Annotated in this window: 15 protein-coding genes; 6 read left to right on the forward strand and 9 right to left on the reverse strand. The window is 66.7% G+C overall.

Features of this window, described 5'->3' with window-relative positions; all coding sequences use genetic code 11:
• Positions 1 to 9 precede the first annotated feature (9 nt).
• The 9 genes from JW958_02355 to rpmH form a co-directional block, all read right to left on the reverse strand.
• Complete coding sequence (locus tag JW958_02355; protein MBN1825079.1) at positions 10 to 2,343, reverse strand: SLC13 family permease; 2,334 nt, start codon at positions 2,341 to 2,343, stop codon at positions 10 to 12.
• An 84-nt stretch (positions 2,344 to 2,427) separates the two neighbouring features.
• Entirely contained in the window at positions 2,428 to 3,075 is a 648-nt protein-coding gene (locus JW958_02360) for a class I SAM-dependent methyltransferase (GenBank protein ID MBN1825080.1), read from the reverse strand.
• Complete coding sequence (mnmG, locus tag JW958_02365; GenBank protein MBN1825081.1) at positions 3,072 to 4,955, reverse strand: tRNA uridine-5-carboxymethylaminomethyl(34) synthesis enzyme MnmG; 1,884 nt, start codon at positions 4,953 to 4,955, stop codon at positions 3,072 to 3,074. The genes JW958_02360 and mnmG overlap by 4 nt, the downstream gene beginning before the upstream one ends.
• Positions 4,956 to 5,128: 173 nt before the next feature.
• Entirely contained in the window at positions 5,129 to 6,502 is a 1,374-nt protein-coding gene (gene mnmE / locus JW958_02370; GenBank protein MBN1825082.1) for a tRNA uridine-5-carboxymethylaminomethyl(34) synthesis GTPase MnmE, read from the reverse strand.
• 61 nt (positions 6,503 to 6,563) lie between these two features.
• Positions 6,564 to 7,319, reverse strand: coding sequence for a Jag N-terminal domain-containing protein (locus JW958_02375; GenBank protein MBN1825083.1), 756 nt, complete (start codon positions 7,317 to 7,319; stop codon positions 6,564 to 6,566).
• Between the two features lie 60 nt (positions 7,320 to 7,379).
• The gene (gene yidC / locus JW958_02380) at positions 7,380 to 9,185 is read right to left on the reverse strand and encodes a membrane protein insertase YidC (protein ID MBN1825084.1); all 1,806 of its coding nucleotides are present in this window, start codon (positions 9,183 to 9,185) and stop codon (positions 7,380 to 7,382) included.
• 96 nt (positions 9,186 to 9,281) lie between these two features.
• Positions 9,282 to 9,491, reverse strand: a complete 210-nt coding sequence (gene yidD / locus JW958_02385) for a membrane protein insertion efficiency factor YidD (GenBank protein MBN1825085.1) — start codon at positions 9,489 to 9,491, stop codon at positions 9,282 to 9,284.
• On the reverse strand, positions 9,476 to 9,898 hold the full coding sequence (gene rnpA, locus JW958_02390; GenBank protein ID MBN1825086.1) for a ribonuclease P protein component: 423 nt from the start codon (positions 9,896 to 9,898) through the stop codon (positions 9,476 to 9,478). Before rnpA ends, yidD begins: the two co-directional genes overlap by 16 nt.
• A gap of 10 nt (positions 9,899 to 9,908) precedes the next feature.
• Positions 9,909 to 10,043, reverse strand: a complete 135-nt coding sequence (gene rpmH / locus JW958_02395) for a 50S ribosomal protein L34 (protein MBN1825087.1) — start codon at positions 10,041 to 10,043, stop codon at positions 9,909 to 9,911.
• Positions 10,044 to 10,640: 597 nt separating this feature from the next.
• On the opposite strand from rpmH, the gene dnaA reads away from it, so the two are divergent.
• The 6 genes from dnaA to gyrA all read left to right on the forward strand — a co-directional run bounded on the left by dnaA (position 10,641) and on the right by gyrA (position 19,502).
• Positions 10,641 to 11,996 carry a chromosomal replication initiator protein DnaA gene (gene dnaA, locus JW958_02400; protein MBN1825088.1) on the forward strand — a complete coding sequence of 452 codons (1,356 nt, stop codon included), beginning with the start codon at positions 10,641 to 10,643 and terminating at the stop codon, positions 11,994 to 11,996.
• Between the two features lie 491 nt (positions 11,997 to 12,487).
• Positions 12,488 to 13,603 (forward strand): DNA polymerase III subunit beta, encoded by a 1,116-nt coding sequence (gene dnaN / locus JW958_02405; protein MBN1825089.1) that lies wholly within the window; start codon positions 12,488 to 12,490, stop codon positions 13,601 to 13,603.
• Positions 13,604 to 13,623: 20 nt separating this feature from the next.
• Positions 13,624 to 14,724 (forward strand): DNA replication/repair protein RecF, encoded by a 1,101-nt coding sequence (locus tag JW958_02410; protein MBN1825090.1) that lies wholly within the window; start codon positions 13,624 to 13,626, stop codon positions 14,722 to 14,724.
• Positions 14,714 to 15,076 (forward strand): DUF721 domain-containing protein, encoded by a 363-nt coding sequence (locus JW958_02415; protein MBN1825091.1) that lies wholly within the window; start codon positions 14,714 to 14,716, stop codon positions 15,074 to 15,076. Before JW958_02410 ends, JW958_02415 begins: the two co-directional genes overlap by 11 nt.
• Positions 15,057 to 16,988: a DNA topoisomerase (ATP-hydrolyzing) subunit B gene (gene gyrB / locus JW958_02420; protein ID MBN1825092.1), complete on the forward strand. Its 1,932-nt coding sequence runs from the start codon at positions 15,057 to 15,059 to the stop codon at positions 16,986 to 16,988. Before JW958_02415 ends, gyrB begins: the two co-directional genes overlap by 20 nt.
• 39 nt (positions 16,989 to 17,027) lie before the next feature.
• Complete coding sequence (gene gyrA / locus JW958_02425; GenBank protein ID MBN1825093.1) at positions 17,028 to 19,502, forward strand: DNA gyrase subunit A; 2,475 nt, start codon at positions 17,028 to 17,030, stop codon at positions 19,500 to 19,502.
• Positions 19,503 to 19,539: the final 37 nt, after the last annotated feature.

Below are 19,539 nucleotides of genomic sequence, written 5' to 3' on the forward strand. Positions count from 1 at the left end.
GCGTCCCTCCTACCGCACCGGAAAGAAAACCGGCGTGAGAAGAACGAGGAGCGCCAGCAGAATCAGGGTGAGCGGTGTGCCCGCGCGCAGGTAGTCCCGCACGCGATAGCCGCCGGCGCCCATGACGAGCAGGTTCGCTTTGTGGCTGAAGGGTGTCATGAAGGCGGCGGAGGCGGCGAGACCGACCCCCATCATCACCGTCCGCGGATCCATGCCGAGTTCCTCGGCGGTGGCGATCGCCACCGGCGTCAGGAGCACCACCGCCGGCGCGCCGTCCAACGACTGGCTGAGCAGGCTGGAGAGAACGACCAGGCCGGCGAGCACCGCGTAGGGACCGTGCGGGCCGGCGAGGTCGGTCACCGCGTGGGAGAGGAGCATGGCGGCGCCGGTCCTCTCCATGGCGATCCCCACGGGAAGGATGGCGGCGACGAGGAAGACGGCGCGCCACTCCACGGCGCGGTACGCCTCCTCCATGGTGACCGCGCCGCCGAGGACGGTGAAAACGGCGGCGGCGAAGGCGGCGACGTGGATCGGCTGCCAGCCGGTGGAAACCAGCGCGATCAGGAGCGCCAGCGCGCCGACGGCGACCGGCGCGCGCCGGGTGCGGCGCGGCTCGGCGGCGCGGGTGGAGAGAACGACGAAGTCCGGGTCGGATCCGAGAAGGCGGATCCGGCTCCACGGTCCCTGCAGCAAGAGGGCGTCGCCGAACCGGAGGGGCCGGCGCGCGAAGCCGCTGTGAATCGGCTTTCCCTCCCGCCAAAGCGCGAGCACCTGGAGGCCGTATTTCTCTCGAAACTCCAGGTCTCTGAGCGACTTGCCGGCGGCGCGCGAACGCGGCGTCAGCGTCGCCTCCACGATCCCCACGTCCTCCGACTCCAGCTCGTCGTCCTCCGTCTCCGGCTGGATTTGCACGTCGCCGAGGGCGAGGAGAGAGCGGATCCGCCGCTCGTCGCCCGCCACCAGCAGGCGGTCGCCGGCCCGAAGCTTCTCCTCCGGATCGACGCCGAGAAGGGTCTCCTCGCCGCGGCTGATGCCGACCACGGTGAGGCCGGTCAGCTCGCCCAAACGGCTTTCGGCGACGCTGGCGCCGGCCAGCTTGGAGCCGTCGGGTACCTTGAGGAATGAAATTTGTCCGCGCAGGTCCTCGAAGAGAGAGGGCCCCATCGGCTGCATGTGGAAGTCCTTCTGCTTCGCCACCTCCTCGAGCTGCGCCTGGGTGCCGAAGACGAGGATCTCGTCTCCTTCGCTGAGGGGTTCGTCGGCGAGGGCGCGCTGGAGGAGCTTCTCGTCGCGACGGATGCCGACCACCATGGCGCCGAAACGGCGGCGGAAATGAACGCCCCGAAGGGTCCGTCCCGCCATCGCCGACCCGGATGCGATCCGCGCCGCGGCGCCGCCGATCCGTCCCGTCGCGCGGGCCAGGTCCCAGGGACGGGCGTCGGCGAGCTCGAGCCCCTGCATGCGGAAGAGTTCCTGCACGTCATCGAACTTCCCCTTCACCAAGAGCACGTCGCCGCCCCGCAGCGTCGCGTCCGCGTTCGGGGCGAGCTGCCTCTTCCCCTCGCGCAGGATACCGACCACCTGCACGCCGAGCGCGGCGCCGAGGCGCGAATCCTCCAGGGTGCGGCCGGAGAGGAGGGAGTCGTGGGGGATCCGGATCGAGAAGAGGAGGTCGCTCAGTTTGTAGGCGCGGACCAGGTCGCCGCCGCGGGCGGACTCCTCGGCTATGCTCCGGCGCGGCAGGAGGCGGCGCCCGACGGTCGCCATGAAGAGGATTCCCACGCCGAGGAGGACCGCGCCGATAGGTGTGAAGTCGAAAAGGGAAAACCCGGGGAGCCCTCGCGCGCGGAGCATGCTGTCCGCCAGGATGTTCGGCGGCGTGCCGACCAGAGTGGTGGTGCCGCCGAGGATCGCGCCGAAGCTGAGGGGGATGAAGAGGCGCGACGGCGACACTTTTGCCTCGCGGGCGATGCTCGCCACCGCCGGCAAGAGCACCGCCGCGGCGGCGATGTTGTTCATGAAGGCGGAGAGGACGCCGGCGACCAACATGATCGCCACGATGAGGGGCGTCTCCCGGCTCCCGAGGAGGCGGTGGACGCGGTTTCCGATCCAGTCCGCCACGCCGGTGTGGAGGAGGCCGGCGCTCACGAAGAAGACGGAGAACATGGTGATGACCGCCGGCGACGCGAACCCGGTGAACGCCTCGTCCGTTCCGAGGAACCCGGCGAGGGTGAGGATCACCAGCCCGGCGAAGGCGGTCAGGTCGACCGGCAGCTTCTCGGTGAAGAAGAGATACGCCATGCCGCCGAGGACGGCGAAGAGGATTCCGATCTCCGGGGTCATGGGCGGAATTGTACACGGCGCCGGGGCGCGCCGCACGGGGTTTCGGGCGGGGCGGCGGGCGAGGGAGGGCGCGGGGAACCGCGCTCAGATTTTCTCCGCCAAGAGGAAGATCCTCTCTTTGCCGTCGCCGAGAGAATGGCTCTTTTCCTCGCGAAGCTCGAAGGTCTTGGAGCGCCCGATGACGAGCCGGGCGGCGGGGGCGCTCTCCGGTCCCTTGAAGAGGAGGAGGAGGCCGCCGGGACGGAGAAGACGGGATTGGGCGGCGAGGGCGCGGCGGTCGGTGGGGACGCCGCGACTCGCCACCAGGTCGAATGCGCCGGCGAGATCGGGGGCGTCGCCGCGCCCCTCGACGGCGCGCGCGTTCGCGAGCCCGATCGCCTCGGTGGCGGCGGCGAGGAAGCGCGCCTTCTTGTGCTTCGATTCGAGGAGCGCGACGCTCATGTCGGGGCGGAGGATCGCCCAGGCAATGCCGACGATGCCGCCGCCCGCGCCGAAGTCGACTACTCGCGCGCCCGTTTCGGGGTCGGCGAAAAGAAGCGCGTCGACGGCGTCCTCGAGATGCCTCGTGATCCCGCCCGTATCGGCGAGGTCCGCCGCCGAAAGGAGCGACAACATCCCTCCCTTCTCGCGGAGCATGTCGCGATAGGCGCGAAGGCGGTTCCTCGTCTCCGGCGTCGCCTCGATCCCCCCGGCGCGGGCGCGGAGGATCAGCTTGTCGGGGAAGTGGCTCATCGCGCGCCCCCGACTCCCGCGGCGCGGGCGCGCCGGTCGAGGTGGACCACGAGGAGGGAGAGGTCGGCGGGGGTCACCCCCTCGACGCGGGAGGCGACACCGACCGTGTCCGGCGCGAAGCGGATCAGCTTTTCCCGTCCCTCGCGCGAGAAACCGCGCACCGATTCGTAGTCGAAGTCGCGCGGAATCGCGCGCTCCTCCATCCGGGCGAGGCGCTCCACGGCGCGGCGCTGCCTCTCCACGTATCCGGCGTACTTGATCCGCGTCTCCGCCTCGCGTCGCACCGCCTCGTCCGGGAGGGGCTCGCCGTTCCGGAGAGAGACGATGTCCTCGTAGCGGATCTCCGGGCGGCGGAGAAGGGAGGCGAGGTCGATCGGCCCGGCGGGGGGCTCGCCTCCCCGCCCGCGCGTCACCGGCCCGGCGAGTTCGGGGGGAACGGCGCGGCGCGCGAGGAAGGCGACCTCCCGTTCCGCCGCGGCGTCCCGCGCGCGCGCGCGGTCCGCGAGCCCCGGCGGGGAAATTCCGAGGCGCTCGCCGAGTGGGGCGAGGCGGATGTCCGCCGTGTCGTGGCGGAGGAGGAGGCGGTGCTCGGCGCGGCTGGTGAACATCCGATACGGTTCGGCGGGGACGCACGTCACCAGGTCGTCGATGAGCACGCCGATGTACGCCTCGCTCCGCGAGAGGACGACCGGATCCTTTTTGTCTAAAGCGAGCACGGCGTTGATCCCCGCCATCAATCCCTGCGCCGCCGCTTCCTCGTAGCCGCTCGTCCCGTTCACCTGCCCGGCGAGGTAGAGGCGTCGCACCCTCTTCGTCTCCAGGGAGCGGCGGATCTGCGAAGTGGGGAAGAAGTCGTACTCCACGGCGTATCCGTAGTGCGCGATCCGCGCGCGCTCCAAGCCGGGGATGGCGCGGAGGAAGCGCTCCTGCGCCTCTTCGGGAAGTGAGGTGGCGAGCCCGTTGGGGTAGACCAGGTCGGTGCCGTCCCCTTCCATTTCGAGGAAGACCTGGTGGTTGCCGTGGTGGGGGAAGCGGACCACCTTGTCCTCGATGGAGGGACAGTAGCGCGGGCCGGTCCCCTCGATCACGCCGGTGAAAAGGGGCGAGCGGTCGAGAAAGGCGCGGATCTCCCGGTGCGCCTCCTCGCCGGTGCGGGTGATCCAACAGGAGATCTGCGGCCGGTCGATTCGCCCCGTTCCGAAGGAGAAGGGGACCGGCGGGTCGTCCGACGGCTGCTCGTCGGTGCGGTCGTAGTCGATGGAATCGCGCAGAACGCGGGGGGGCGTTCCGGTCTTGAGCCGGGCGGTGCGGAATCCGAGGGCGCGCATGCTCTCCGAGAGTGCGCGCGCCGCCGGCTCGCCGCGGCGGCCCCCTTCGACGCGTTTCTCTCCCGTGTACATCCTGCCGGCGAGGAAGGTGCCTGCGGTGAGGATCACCGCGCGGGCGCGGGCGCGGCGGCCGTCGGCGAGGGCGATTCCGGCCGCCTCGCCGCCACCGGTGAGCACCTCCGCGACCTCCCCTTGGACGAGTTCGACGCCGGGGGCGTCCTCCAGCGCGGCGCGCATGTACGCTTCATAGGCGACGCGGTCCGCCTGGGCGCGCGGGCCGCGCACCGCCGGGCCTCGGCTCTTGTTCAGCACCTTGAAGTGGATGCCGACCGTGTCGATGGCGCGCGCCATCTCCCCGCCGAGGGCGTCGATCTCCCGCACCAGGTGCCCCTTGGCGAGCCCGCCGATGGAGGGATTGCACGACATACGGCCCACGCCGGATCGCTCCAGCGTCACCACCAGAACGGAGCAGCCCATCCGGGCGGCCACGAGCGCCGCCTCGCACCCCGCGTGCCCCGCCCCGATCACCGCGATGTCGTATACGGACTTCATGAAACGCGCTCCCCCGCGCCGCCGGTGCGCGGCGCTTTTGCCTATTCTACCTTTTCATGAGGATTCGCGCAGGGAAGAGATTCGGAGGAAGAGCTTCGTGCGGGGGCGCGGACCAGCCCAGACAATGGTAGTAGAAGGGATGCGATGAAAAGACCCCCGAGTCCGGGCGCCTCTCACTTCCCGATGCAGAACCGCTGGAAGATGCGGTCCAGCACCTCCTCGCGCGTGCCTTCGCCGAGGATGGAGCCGATTTGCGAGGCGGCTTCGCGGAGGTCTTCGGCGAGTAGTTCGCCGCGATCGATGGATTGCAGGGCGCGGGAGAGGGCGCGCTCGGCGGCACGTACAGCCTCGAGATGCCGCACGCCGCTGATCACCGCGTCGCCGATCTTCGCGGTCTCCTCCCCCTCGACCGCCGCGAGGAGCGCCGCGCGGAGGTCTTCGACGCCGTCGCCGGTGAGACCGCTCACATTCACCGCGCGCTCCCCCTCGATGAGCGGCGGCGGGCCCGCGCGATCCGGCAGGTCGCTCTTGGTGAGCGCCACCACGCGCGCCGCGCCGGCGGTTTCGGCGAGCACGCGCATATCTTCATCCGTCAACGGTTCCGAACGGTCGAGCACCACGATGCGGACATCCGACTCGCCGCTCCGCCGCCGCGCGCGGCGCACCCCCTCCTCCTCCACCGCGCCGGGCGCCTCCCGCATCCCCGCCGTGTCGGAGAGGCGGAAGAGGAGGCCGCCGATCGCCGCCTCCCCTTCGAGAAGGTCGCGGGTCGTTCCCGGTTCGGGGGAGACGATCGCCCTCTCCTCGCCGAGGAGCGCGTTGAAGAGAGTCGACTTTCCGCTGTTGGGGCGGCCGACGAGCGCCGCCCCCACCCCCTCGACGAGGACGCGCCCCCTCTCCCCCTCGCCGGCGAGACGCTCCGCCTCCCGCCGCACCTCCTCGACGATTCGCCGCGCCTCCTCACGGTCGTAGGCGGGGAAGCGCTCCTCGTCGGCGAAGTCCAGGTCCGCCTCCACCCGCGCCAACAGATCGACGGCGCGCCCGCGCATCGCGCGAAGCGCTCCCGAGAGTTCGCCGCCGAGCTGGCGGAGCGCCGTCCGCGCCGCCCCCTCGGTCCGCGCCCGCACCAGGTCCGCCACCGACTCCGCCTGCGCGAGGTCGATCCTTCCGTTCCGGAAGGCGCGCCGCGTGAATTCCCCCGGCGCGGCGGCGCGCGCCCCCGCGCGGATCAAGCGCTCCACCACGGCGCGCACCGGCCACGGCCCTCCGTGGCAGCTGATCTCGACCACGTCCTCGCCGGTGTAGGAACGGGGAGCGGGAAAAAGAATGAGGAGCGCCTCGTCGATGGGGCGCTCCCCTTCGTCGACGATCTTTCCGTGAAGCGCGGTGCGCGGCCGCGCGCGGCTCGGCGCGGTCCGCCCGCGGAAAACGGCGTCGGCGATCCGGATCGCCGCCGGACCGCTCACGCGCACCACCGCCAGCGCCCCCACGCCGGGGGGCGTGGCGGGTGCGACGATGGTGTCGTCTTCCTGGTAAGGTACGGTCATCGTTCGTTCGGGGCGGGGGCGCGGCGCGGGAAACCCGCCGCGGCGCCGAAGCCCCGCTCGATCAGCGGCGCGCGGTGCGCCGCCGGGAGCGGGAGCGCCCGCCGCCGCGGTTGCCGCCCCCCTCGCCGTCGCGGTCGCGATTTTGGGAGCGCGACCCGCGCGGCCGCCCGCCGCCGGAGCCCCGCCCGTCCCCCTTGCCCGCCGGGGCGACCACCACGCTCTTGTAGAGCCCGTCGCCGACGGTGTAGGTGCGCACGCCGCTATCGCCGGTGAGCGCCAGATGGACCACCCGCCGGTCCGGCGAAAAGAGAGGATCCGTCGCGACCTCCCGCCCCGTTTCCTTCACCTTTCGCGCCATCCCCAGCGCCTTGTCGCGCAGCTGATCGTTCCGCCGCTTCCGGTAGCCGCCCACGTCCAGCTTCACGCGCCCCTGCTCGGCGCTGTCCTTGTGCACGATCCGGTTCAAGAGGTGCTCCAGCGCATGGAGCGTCTCGCCGTGCTTGCCGATCAGGAGGCCGTCGGACTCGACGGTGCCGATCTCGACGCTGAAGTCCTCCTTTTCGCGGGCCACCTCGATCTGGGAGGGAATGCCCATCAGGCGAAGCGTGCCGCCGAGGACCTCCTCGATCCGCTCCTCCGTCCGCAGCTGATTCGAAACCTTCACACGGCAACTGCCGCCGCCGAGCAGCCCGAAGAGGCGGCCCTTCTTCTCTTCGATCACCTCGATTTTAACCTGGTCGATGCGGCTGCCGAGGCGTTGCAACGCCCGGTCGACCGCTTCCTCCACGGTGCGTCCCTCGATGATCACGCTATCCATTGTGTCTCCCCGCGCGGGAGTACCCGCCTGGATTGTCCCGTACTTCGTGCGTAATCCAGGCTATGGGCGGCCTCCTCGCGCCTTGCTCTTGGTCTTGGTCTTGTTTTGCGCGGCTTTCCCGTTTCCTGCGTCCTCGCCGTTCCCCTCCGCGGGCGCCGGCGCCGGCTCGATGCTCCGGTGGACGAACCACTGCTGGCCGATGGAGAGCACGTTGTTGACCAGCCAGTAGAACACCAGGCCGGAGGGGAGCCGGTAGAAGAAGAAGGTGAAGAGGATGGGCATCATGTAGACCATCGCCTTCTGGCGCGGGTCCGCGGTAGTCATCTTCTGTTGCACGTACATGGAGACGCCCATCAGGAGGGGCAGGAGGCTCAGCGTCGTTCCCAGGAAAGGAAGCGAAACGGGGAGCGTGGCGAGCACGTCCGGCCGGGACAGATCATTGATCCACCAAACGAAAGGCGCCTGCCGGAGTTCGATGGTGCTCCGCAGGACCGAGTAGAGGGCGATGAACACCGGCATCTGGAGCATCATGGGGAGACATCCCCCCATCGGGTTCACGCCCTCCTTCTTGTAGAGCGCCATCGTCTCTTTCTGCACCCTCTGCGCGTCGTTCTTGTACTTCTCCCGGAGGGCGCTCACCTGCCCCTGGATCCTCTGCATGTCCTTCATCGACTTCAGGCTCTTGTTGGTGAGCCGGTAGAAGACCAGCTTGGTGAGCAGGGAGATGACGAAGATCACCAACCCGTAGTTGGGAATGTAACGGTGCAGGAAGAGCACGAAGGCGAGGGTGAGGCGCGAGATGGGACGGATCAAGCTCCATCCCATGTCGACCATGTTTTCGAAGCCGGGCGCCTGCGCCTTCAGGCGGTCCATGTCGAGCGGCCCCGCCCAGAACCCGAAGTCGGCCCGCGCCGGGCCCGTTTCGCGGATCGCGAACTTCATGTCCAGGGAGACGCGGTCCTCCGCTCCGATGCGGCGCAGCCGCACGTCCGCCGTCTCCCCCTCGGACGGGATGATCGCGACGGTGAAGTACTTGTTCCGCACCGCCGCCCAGCGCACACCGGTCCGCTCCTTCCCCTCCTCGGGGTCCACCTTGCCGGCCACGTCCTTCACCACCTTCTCGCCGATGGCGGTGAAGGCGGCCATGTCCCTCTTCTCCTCGTCCGGAACCCCTTCGGTGAAGGCGATGCCCGGCTCCCAGAGCAGGCGGTAGGAAAAGACCTCCGGCGCGGCGGGATCCCGGTCGATGATCTGCTCCAGGTCGATGCGGTAGGTGTCGCCGTGAAAGCGGAAGGTGCGGCGGACGCGGATCCCGTCCGGGAGAACGCGCTCCAGGGTGAGCGTTTTCTCCCCCTCCGGTCCGACCTCGATCGCGTCCCGGTCGGCGTTGAAGTTCCTCCCCCGGACGTCGACCTCCCCGTCCCGTGTCGCGATCACCAGCCCGAGCCCCGCCGGCCCCTCCGGGTCGATCAGCTCCACCGGCCCTCCATCGTTCGGCAGGTCGAACTCGGCGAGGCGGATCGAGCGGATCAGGCCGCCGCGGGTGTCGATCTCCATCTCGTAGAGAGGCGTGCGGACCGGGATGATCCGCCCCTCCGGCTCCTCGGCGTCCACATCGAAGAGGGCCGCCGACTCGTCCGGGCCCCTCTCGGCGCGCATCTCCGCCCCCGTCTCCGGCGGCGGCGCGCCCGTCTCTCGGGCGGTGGCGTCCCCGGGCGTCGCCCGCTCCGTCGCCGCGCCTCCCTCGACGAGGGCGGCCGGCGTCTCGCCGGGAGCGACATCGTCCGGCCGCGGGGCGAAAAATATCTGGTAGGTCAAAATCAAGAGGGTCGAGAGGGCGATGGCGATCAGTGCGCGTCGGTCCATGATCCATCCCGCGCGGCGGCCGCGCCGTTCGTTTTCCTGGGTCGCCCCGGCGGCGGACCCGCCGGCGCCGGCACGGAACTTCGTGCGTTGTCCGGGCTAAGGCACCGGGTCTTCGCCCCCCGCGTGAAACGGGTGACAGCGGAGGACGCGCCGGAGCGCCATCCATCCACCCCGCAGTGCGCCGTAGCGCCCGACGGCTTCCAGGGCATAGGCCGAGCAGGAGGGATCATACCGGCAGGAAGGGGCGAGGTACGGCGCAACCCCACATCGGTAGAGACGAATCAAAAGGATCAAGGGCGATCGCACGCGCCGTCTCCCCGGCTTTCGGTATCGGTCGGAAGAAATCCCGCCCGGGCCAAGACGCCTCGCATCTCTTCTTCAATCTCCCGGGAGCCGCTTCCGGCGAAGTCCCGGTTCGCGACGAAGACCAGGTCGAGACCCGCCCGCGCTTTCAGATCGCCTTTGACCTTACGAAACGCCTCTCGGAGCAGACGCTTGATGCGGTTTCGCGTAACCGAATTGCCGACTTTTTTTCCCGCCACGAAGGCGCCGCGCACCGGATAGAGAGAGGGAAGATCGTCCCGTTCCAAATAGTAGACCCTGAAATTTTCCCCTCTGGCGATTTTCGGGTCTTGGAAGATACGGGTGAAGTCGCGTTTTTTTCTGATTCGTTCCGGTTTGCGAAGCTTCTGGCGTTTCCCCTGCTCATACAAGAGCGGAACCTTACGGTGCGAGTCGTTTTCTCCCTTTGGCCCGACGCCGGGCCAGCACCGCGCGCCCGCCGCGGGTCTTCATCCGCGCGCGGAACCCGTGGTTCCTCTTCTTCTTCAGGTTGCTTGGCTGAAACGTACGCTTCAACTTCTTCTCTCCTGGCTTGGGGGGGAGGGGCCTGCCCGTGACCGCTCCTCGGCCGGGCTTACCCTCCACGGGCTTTGCCGAGAAAGTCTATGGGGGTGCGCAAGTTGTGTCAAGCGGAAATCCGGAAGAAGCGGGGCCGTATTGGGGCGCACGACCCCTGTGGAAAAAATATCCACACCCCACCCCCACCCCATCTTGTTCTGTTCTAGACAGATAGGGGTGTGCGTTTGGGGACGAACCAAAAATTTCTTGCGCCCCCCTTCGCGCGCGTGCTAGTATCCTCCCGCTTCCGGAGATCCTCGGTGATCTCCCGCTGAAGGTGTGGATCGTTTCTGCCTGGTCAAGTTCGGATTTCTGCTTCTTAGGATGATGCGACCGGCGATTTGTCCCCTTTTTTGGGGGTAGTCCGACGAAAACCCGGGGCAGTTCGGCCCTAACCAAATGGAAATTAACGACTTGGTTGTGTTGTCCACACATGTGGATCTTCGGGGGATTTTTTGTCTCTACACCGGAATCGGGTCGGTTTTCCCCCGGTTTTCCACCTCCGATGGTGGAGTTCTCTGTGGATAACAGTGGATAACTAGAGGAGAAGCCCCCATGTCTCCCTCCGAAGTCTGGTCGCGCGCGCTGAAGTTCCTCAAAGAGTCGGTCAACAAACAGACCTTCGAGGCCTGGTTCCTCCCCACCCGGTGCGTCGCCTTCTCGGCGGAAGGGGTGCGGATCCTTGTGCCGAATCAGTTCTTCGCGGATTGGCTCAAGGACAATCACCTTCCTCTGATCCGCGAATCGCTCGCCCGGGCGATCGGGGCCTCCCCGCCCGACGTGGATTTCGCCGTCTCCGACGAACCGGTGCGGCGCCCCGCCCCGCCCCCGCCGCAGCCACAAACACAACCGCCCCCCCAGGCTCCCCGGCCGGCGCCGTCACAGTGGAGCGGCTGCCAGCTGAGCGAGCGGTTCTCCTTCGACACCTTCGTGGTCGGAAGGAGCAACGCCTTCGCCCACGCGGCGGCGCAGGCCGTGGCGGAGAATCCGGGCCATGCCTACAACCCGCTTTTCGTCTACGGGGGCGTGGGGCTCGGCAAGACCCATATCATCCAAGCCATCGGTCACCGCGTGATGGAGAAACAGAACGGATCGAGCGTTCACTATGTTTCCGCGGAGAGCTTCATGAACGAAATGATCCAGTCGATTCAGACGGGATCCACCCTTCGCTTCAAGGAGCGCTACCGCAACATGGATCTCCTGCTCCTGGACGACGTCCAGTTCCTCGCCGGCAAGGAGAGCACCCAGGAGGAGTTCTTTCACACGTTCAACGCGCTCTTCAACGCGCGCAAGCAGATCGTTCTCACCAGCGACCGGCCGCCGAAGGAGATCACCAACCTCGAGGAGCGGCTCGTTTCCCGCTTCGAATGGGGTCTCGTGGCGGACATTCAATCGCCGGACCTGGAGACGCGCATCGCCATTCTGCGCAAGAAGGCGGAGATGGAAAATCTCTCCATCCCCGACGAAGTGCTCCTCTTCATCGCCAACTCGATCCGCTCCAACATTCGCGAGATCGAAGGCTCCCTGGTGCGCCTCCTCGCCTTTTCCTCTCTCACGGGGCAGGACATCACCATCGACATGGCCCGCGACGTTTTGAAGGATTTTCTCTCCCGGCGCGGGAGGAACGCCACGGTTCCGTTGATCCAGAAGGCGGTCGCGAAGGAGTTTCACGTGCCCGACGACGCGATGGTCTCCAAGCGCCGCACCGCCGATATCGCCCTCGCCCGCCAGGTGGCGATGTACCTCGCCCGCGAACTGGCCGGTCTATCGCTCAAGCAGATCGGCACGCGCTTCGGCGGGAGGGACCACACGACCGTGCTGCACGGATTTCAGAAGGTGGAGGCGATGATGAAAGCGGACGACGAATTCCGGGCGCGCATCGACCGCCTCGTCGATCAGGTCACCTCTTGAACCGATCGGGGAACCGTATCGCCCGCCGGCGCTCTACTCGCCCGCGGGCTTTTTTCTTTTCGTCCACCCCCGGCGTGGACAAACCGCGGGAAACCGGTGGAGAAAGAACCTCCCTCTGTGGACCACTGTCCCCCACGGACTCCCCCGGTGGAAAAACATCCTCCTTCCACCCTTTCATCCACAACCCCTGTGGGCTTTTCCCCCTCGTCAGGGGCATCGAGAGGCCGCGAGGAAACCATTCTTCCTCTTTCTCCACATATCCCCCGGCCCTACTACTCCTACAACTCTTTAAAAAACAAGAGAATATAGGACCGGGGAGAACAAGACTCCCTTCGCGGGCGCGTTCGTTCGCGTCGCCGTAAACGGTTGGAATAGAAAGAATTGACTTTCATGTTTTTGCTTGCCCGGCCCGGGGTGATCTCCTATACTGCACGAGATTGGGGTGGAGCGGCTTCGAAAGGGTCGTTCCCCCTTGCGAAGGAGGACAGTTGATGGAATTCGTCACGGACAAGGCGGAGCTGGCGCGGACCCTGGACCTGGTCCTTCACATCGTTCCGCCCAAAACGACTCTTCCGGTCCTTTCCAACCTTCTCCTGGACGTGAAGAAGGATGCGATCATGGTGGTGTCCACGGACCTCGACACCTCCATTTCCACGAGCGTGACCGGAGAAGTCGTTTCCGAGGGAATCATCACGGTTCCCGCCCGCCGTTTAGGCGAGATCGTGCGTCTTCTGCCGAACAAGCCGATTCACTTCACTCTCGAGGGGGAGACGCGGATTCACATTCAATGCGGCGAGACGCGATACGGGATCATGGGGATTGCCGAAGACGAGTTTCCCAAAATCCCGCCGATTCAGTCGAAGGAGAAAATACTCCTTCCCGCCGGTGTGCTGCGCCGCATGATCGCCAAAACCTCCTTCGCGGTTTCCAAGGACGAGACGCGGCCGGCGCTGAATGGGATCTTTTGGCGCGTCGAGCCGGAGCGCATGGAGATGGTCGCCACGGACGGATACCGGTTGGCGAAGATTGAGAAGAGGGGGACTTTCCCGGTCAAGGGGAAGAAGGAATTTCTCGTCTCGCCGAAGGCGCTCGGACAGATGGCGCATCTCTTCGCCGATTCCGAAGAGGAAGTGGATATCACGGTAGACAACAACTACCTGGTCTTCTCCTTCGCCGGGACGGTGGTGTACTCCCGCCTGCTCGAGGGTCCTTTTCCCCGTTACGAGCAGGTCATTCCGAAGAACAACACCAAGTCGCTCCTGGTGGACCGGGAAGAGGCGATGGTCGCATGCCGGCGCGTGGCCATTCTCTCCGACACGCTGACTCACCAGGTGCAGGTTTCTCTTAAAAAGAACAGCATGATCCTGCGGTCGAACACGCCGGACCTGGGCGAAGCGATCGATCAGGTGGTCGCGGAGTACGCCGAAGACGAAATGGAGATCGGCTACAACGCGGCCTATATGACGGATATCCTGAAAAACATCGACGGCGCCAGGGTCCGTTTCCGTCTCGACACGCCGATCAAGGCCGCGCTGATGGAGCCGGAGGAACAGCAGGAGGATGAACATTACTTCTGCCTGCTCATGCCGCTCCGTTTGGCCGAGTAGCGCCGGCGCGAGAGCGGGAGGTGACCCTCGAGACCCTACGACTGTCCGACTTCCGAAACTTCGGTGATCTCGAGGTCGATTTCGCCGGCCGAACGGCAGCCGTGTGGGGACCGAACGGCATGGGGAAAACCAACCTCCTCGAGGCCGTCTTTCTTCTCGGCACAACCCGATCCCACCGCACGCGCAAGGACGCCGAGATGGTCCGGTTCGGCGCGCGCGGGTACGTCGTGGGCGGGGTCTTCCGCCGCTCCGGCGGGGAGCGGACCGAAATCGCCCTCGCCTATGAGGAGGGTGGGCGCAAGCGGGGGCGGGTGGACCGCAAGGACGTGGACCGCCTCGCCTCTCTGGTCGGCTTGTTCGGCGTGGTTTTCGTCTCTCCCGAGGACGTGGAGATCACGCGTGGCGGGCCGGACAGGAGAAGACAGTATCTGGACCTGACGCTCTGCTCCGTCGATCCGGTCTACCTGAGGGCGTTGCAGGAGTACAACCGGGCGCATCGGCAGAGGGGCCGCCTCCTTCGGGAGGGGCGCGGCCCCGGCCTGGAGGCGCAGATCGATTCCTGGGACCGGCAGCTCGCCCGCTCCGCGGTCCCCCTGGACCGGGCGCGGCGCGAGGCGGTGGATCGTTTGTCTCCGGCGGCGGAGAGGACCTACGCCGACCTGGGCGGCGGCGAGCGGCTCGAGATGGCGCTGGTTCCGGGGAGCGGGGAGGGAGCGGTCGACGAGGAGGCTCTTTTGGAGCGGTTGCGCGCCGGCCGGGAGGTGGACCGACGGACCGGGCGCACCGGCGTCGGTCCCCACAGGGACGACCTGGAGGTTCTCCTCGACCGGCGCCCGATCCGGAGCTACGGCTCCCGCGGGCAGAACCGCACGGCGGTGCTGGCGCTGAAGATCGGTGCGGCGCGCTACATGGAGGAGAGGACCGGGGAGAAACCGCTGCTCCTCCTGGACGATGTCTTCACCGAACTGGATCGGTCGCGCTCCCTCGCGCTGGCCGAGCGTCTCCGCGGGGAGGGGCAGGTCTTCGCCACCGGCACCGATCGGGGCGGCCTGGAACGGTACTTCCCGGACGCGGAATGGTTTTCGATCCGGGAGGGGGGAAGGTTGGTTCGTGAAGAATAAGTGGCTCACCGCCGGCGACGTGCTCAAGACCCTCCTTCGGAGCCGGGGCCTCGAGGAGGGAGTGAGGCGCCACTCCGCCCTGCTCGGATGGGAAGAGGTGGTGGGCCGGCGCATCGCCGGGCGGGCCCGCCCGCTGGAGATGCGCGGCAAGACGCTTTTCGTGGAAGTGGACGGCTCCGCCTGGATCCAGGAACTCTCTTTCCTGCGGGAGGAGATCCTGGTGAAGTTGAACCGGCGCGCCGGCGGAGACGGAGACGCGCTGGATCGAATCGTCTTCCTCGCCATGGGGGAGGGGGAGCGCGGAGGCGAAACGGGGACGGGAAGAACGAAAGATGACGGAAGAAACCGATAAGAAAAAAATCGAAGCCGGAAAAGCATACGGCGCCGACAAGATCACCGTACTAAAGGGATTGGAGGCGGTCCGGAAGCGCCCGGCCATGTACATCGGAAGCACCAGCGTGCGGGGGCTCCACCATCTCGTTTACGAAGTGGTGGACAACTCGGTGGACGAGGCGCTCGCCGGTTTCTGCTCCAACGTGGACGTGGCGATACACGCCGACGGCACCGTAACCGTCGAGGACGACGGCCGCGGCATTCCCGTGGACATGCACCCCCAGGAGAATCGTCCCGCCGCCGAGGTGGTGATGACCATGCTTCACGCCGGGGGCAAGTTCGACACCCGGAGCTACAAGGTCTCCGGCGGGCTTCACGGCGTGGGCGTATCGGTGGTGAACGCCCTTTCGGAGTGGTTCGAGCTGGAGATCCGCCGCGAGGGTAAAGTCTGGAGCCAGCGGTACGAGCGGGGCCTCCCGGTGAGCCCCCTTCGGGTTGTCGGCGAAACGGACCACGGCGGCACCCGGTCCACCTTTAAGCCGGACCCGCAGATCTTCGCCGACACGGCCTTCCATTACGAGACGCTCGCCCAGAGGATGCGGGAGCTGGCCTTCCTGAACAAGGGGCTGAAGATCCGGATCGTCGACGAGCGGGACGAGAAGCACGAGAACGTCTATCACTTCGAGGGCGGGCTCGTCGCCTACGTGCAGCTCCTGAACCGCGCCAAGGAATGCATCCACGAACCGCTTTACACATGTAAAACCCGCGACGAAACCACGGTGGAGATCGCCCTCCAGTACAACAACACCTACCGGGAGAACATCTTCTCCTACGCGAACTCGATCAACACCATCGAGGGGGGGACGCATCTCTCGGGGTTCAAGACGGCGCTCACCCGGACGCTGAACGCCTACGCCCAGAAGGCGGGCATGTTCAAGAACAACGCCACCCTGAGCGGCGAGGACGTGCGGGAGGGGCTCACGGCGGTGGTGAACGTCAAGCTCATGGACCCGCAGTTCGAGGGCCAGACCAAAACCAAGCTGGGAAACAGCGAGGTCCGGGGGATCGTCGAGTCGGTCATCGGCGAGTGGCTCGGCGAGTTCCTGGAGATGAACCCGGCGGTGGCGCGCCGCATCCTGGAGAAATCGATCTCCGCCTCCCGCGCCCGCGAGGCGGCGCGAAAGGCGCGCGAGCTGACCCGCCGAAAAAGCGCCCTCGAGAGCGGCAACCTTCCGGGCAAGCTGGCGGACTGCACCTACCGCGAGCCGGAGCGCTGCGAAATCTACATCGTCGAGGGAGAGTCGGCGGGCGGTTCCGCCAAGCAGGGCCGGGAACGGAACTTCCAGGCCATCCTCCCGATCAAGGGGAAGATCCTGAACGTGGAGAAGGCGCGGCTCGACCGGATCCTCTCCAACGAGGAGATCCGGACGATCATCACCGCCCTCGGCACGGGGGTGGGCGAGGAAGAGTTCGACGCCTCCAAGGTCCGTTACGGCAAGGTCATCATCATGACCGACGCGGACGTGGACGGCGCCCACATCCGCACGCTTCTCCTCACCTTCTTTTTCCGGCACATGCGCCGCCTGATCGAGGATGGGCACGTCTACATCGCCCAGCCCCCGCTCTACCGGATCAAAAAGGGGAAGCAGTTCTGGTACGCCTACAACGAAGAGGAGCGCGAGCGCGTTCTGAGCGGCCTGGAGAGCCGAAAAGGGGTGACGATCCAGCGCTACAAGGGTCTCGGCGAGATGAATCCCGAGCAGCTTTGGACCACCACCATGGACCCGGAGAAGAGAACCCTGCTCCGGGTGGAACTGGAGGACGCCGCCGAGGCGGATCACATCTTCTCGGTTCTCATGGGCGAGGAGGTGGCTCCGCGGCGCGACTTCATCCGCGAGCACGCGGCGTCGGTGGAGAACTTGGACATCTAAAGGAGCGTCCGCTCGGCGACGACCCGAGGACGACGAACGATGGCGGAAGAGACGATACTCCCGGTTTTTCTCGAAAAGGAGATGAAGGAGTCCTACCTCACCTACGCGATGAGCGTGATTATTCAGCGCGCCCTGCCGGACGTGAGGGACGGCCTGAAACCTTCGCAGCGGCGCATCCTGGTCGCCATGAACGACCTCAATCTCGCGCCGGGGGCGCAGCACAGGAAGTGCGCCAAGATCGCCGGCGACACCTCCGGGAACTACCACCCCCACGGCGAGCAGGTGATCTATCCCACGCTGGTCCGCATGGCGCAGGGCTTCAACCTCCGCTATCCGCTCGTGGACGGCCAGGGAAACTTCGGGTCCATCGACGGCGACCCGCCGGCGGCGATGCGCTACACCGAAGCGCGCATGGCCGCACCCGCGATGGAGCTGCTGGAGGACCTGGACAAGGACACGGTCGACTTCATCAGCAACTACGACGAGACCAAGGACGAGCCCCGCGTTCTCCCGGGCAAGTTCCCGAACCTGGTGGTGAACGGCTGCTCCGGCATCGCCGTCGGCATGGCGACCAACATACCCCCCCACAACATCCGGGAGGTGGGCGAGGCGCTGATCGCCCTCATCGATGATCCGGAGCTCCCCGACGTGGCGATGCTCGACTACGTACGGGGCCCCGACTTCCCCACCGGTGGCGTGATCCACGGCACCCAGGGGATCCGCGACGCCTACCTGACCGGCCACGGCCGGCTGACGGTGCGCGCCCGCACGGTGATGGAGGAGATGAAGGGCGGGCGCGAAAGGATCGTGGTCCAAGAGATCCCTTATCAGGTAAACAAAACCGCGCTGATCGAGAAGATCGCCGGCCTGGTGCGGGACGGGGACGTGGAGGGGATCGCCGACATCCGGGACGAGTCGGACCGGAAGGGAATGCGGATCGTCATCGAGCTGAAGAAGGACGCGCCCACCCAGGTCATCCTGAACCAACTCTTCCAGAGGAGCCAGCTGCAGGACACCTTCGGCGTGTCGCTGCTGGCGCTGGTGGACGGCGGCCCCCGGGTGATGACGCTGAAACAGCTCCTCACCGAGTACCTCCGCCACAGGCGGGAGGTCGTGGACCGTCGCACCCGCTTCGACCTGGAGAAGGCCAAGGCGCGGGCCCACATCCTCGAAGGGCTCCGCATCGCTCTCGACAACATCGACGCCATCATCGACCTGATCCGCTCCTCCGCCGATCCGGCCGAAGCGAAGCAGGGGTTGATGGAGCGCTTCGGGCTCTCCGAGAAGCAGGCCCAGGCGATCCTCGACATGCGGCTCCAGCGGCTTACCGGGCTGGAGCGGAAGAAACTGGAGGAGGAGTACCTCGGCCTGATCCAGACGATCGAGGACCTGGAGAGCATCCTCCGGAGCGAGGCGCGGGTTCGGGAGATCCTGAAGGACGAGATTCGCTACATGATCGAGCGTTTCGGCGACGACCGCCGCACCGACATCATCGACGCGGTGGTCTCCTTCGACCTGGAGGACCTGATCGCCGACGAGGACATGGTGGTCACCATCTCCCACAACGGCTACATCAAGCGCCTGCGCGTCGACACCTACCGGAAACAGAGGCGCGGCGGTCGCGGCATCACCGGCACGGTGCTGAGGGACGAGGATTTCGTGGAGAATCTCTTCATCGCCTCCACGCACTCCTACGTGCTCTTCTTCACCGACCAGGGGCGTTGCTACTGGCTCAAGGCGCATCAGATTCCGCAGGCGGGACGCACGGCGCGCGGCAAGGCGATCGTGAACCTGATCCGCCTCCGGGAGAACGAGAAAATCACCGCCACCGTGCCGGTGCGCGAGTTCCGGGACGACCTTTTCCTGCTCCTCGCCACGCGCAAGGGGACGGTGAAGAAGACCCCGCTCACCGCGTACAGCAATCCGCGCCGCGTCGGGATCCACGCGATCCTCCTCGACGAGGGGGACAGCCTGATCGAGGCGAAGCTGACCGACGGGACCCGGGAGATCGTGCTCTCCAAGGCGCTCGGCAAGGCGATCCGCTTCCACGAGGGGGAAGTGCGGCCCATGGGCCGAACCGCCCGGGGCGTGCGGGGCGTGATCTGCGATCCCGGCGACGAGGTGGTCGGCATGGTCACCCTCGAGAGGAACGGCTCCCTCCTGATGGTCACCGAGAACGGCTATGGAAAGCGGACCACGATCGACGAGTACCGGATCACCCGTCGCGGCGGCAAGGGGATCATCACCGTGCGCGCGAACGACCGGAACGGACGGCTCGTGGCGATCCGCGAAGTCATCGACTCGGACGAACTGATGATCATGAGCCGCAAGGGGATCATCATCCGCATGGCCGTCGGCGGAATCTCCCTGATGGGTCGGAACACCCAGGGCGTGCACCTCATCAACCTCGACGAGGGAGACACGGTGGTGGGCATGACCCGAGTCGTCACCGATGACACGGAGGAGCTGGAGGTCGGCTCCGAACCGGACGGCGACGAAGGCGGAGGGGATTGACGGAAAAACGCGGGTCGAAACGATTCATCCACGAAAC

This window comes from Candidatus Eisenbacteria bacterium, from assembly GCA_016930695.1.
Taxonomy (GTDB): domain Bacteria; phylum Orphanbacterota; class Orphanbacteria; order Orphanbacterales; family Orphanbacteraceae; genus JAFGGD01.

What these genes read in the sequence shown, in the direction of transcription:
- JW958_02355 (MBN1825079.1), bottom strand. Translation starts at nt 2,343, where the DNA reads ATGACCCCGGAGATCGGAATCCTCTTCGCCGTCCTCGGCGGCATGGCG.
- JW958_02360 (MBN1825080.1), bottom strand. Translation starts at nt 3,075, where the DNA reads ATGAGCCACTTCCCCGACAAGCTGATCCTCCGCGCCCGCGCCGGGGGG.
- mnmG (MBN1825081.1), bottom strand. Translation starts at nt 4,955, where the DNA reads ATGAAGTCCGTATACGACATCGCGGTGATCGGGGCGGGGCACGCGGGG.
- mnmE (MBN1825082.1), bottom strand. Translation starts at nt 6,502, where the DNA reads ATGACCGTACCTTACCAGGAAGACGACACCATCGTCGCACCCGCCACG.
- JW958_02375 (MBN1825083.1), bottom strand. Translation starts at nt 7,319, where the DNA reads ATGGATAGCGTGATCATCGAGGGACGCACCGTGGAGGAAGCGGTCGAC.
- yidC (MBN1825084.1), bottom strand. Translation starts at nt 9,185, where the DNA reads ATGGACCGACGCGCACTGATCGCCATCGCCCTCTCGACCCTCTTGATT.
- dnaA (MBN1825088.1), top strand. Translation starts at nt 10,641, where the DNA reads ATGTCTCCCTCCGAAGTCTGGTCGCGCGCGCTGAAGTTCCTCAAAGAG.
- dnaN (MBN1825089.1), top strand. Translation starts at nt 12,488, where the DNA reads ATGGAATTCGTCACGGACAAGGCGGAGCTGGCGCGGACCCTGGACCTG.
- gyrB (MBN1825092.1), top strand. Translation starts at nt 15,057, where the DNA reads ATGACGGAAGAAACCGATAAGAAAAAAATCGAAGCCGGAAAAGCATAC.
- gyrA (MBN1825093.1), top strand. Translation starts at nt 17,028, where the DNA reads ATGGCGGAAGAGACGATACTCCCGGTTTTTCTCGAAAAGGAGATGAAG.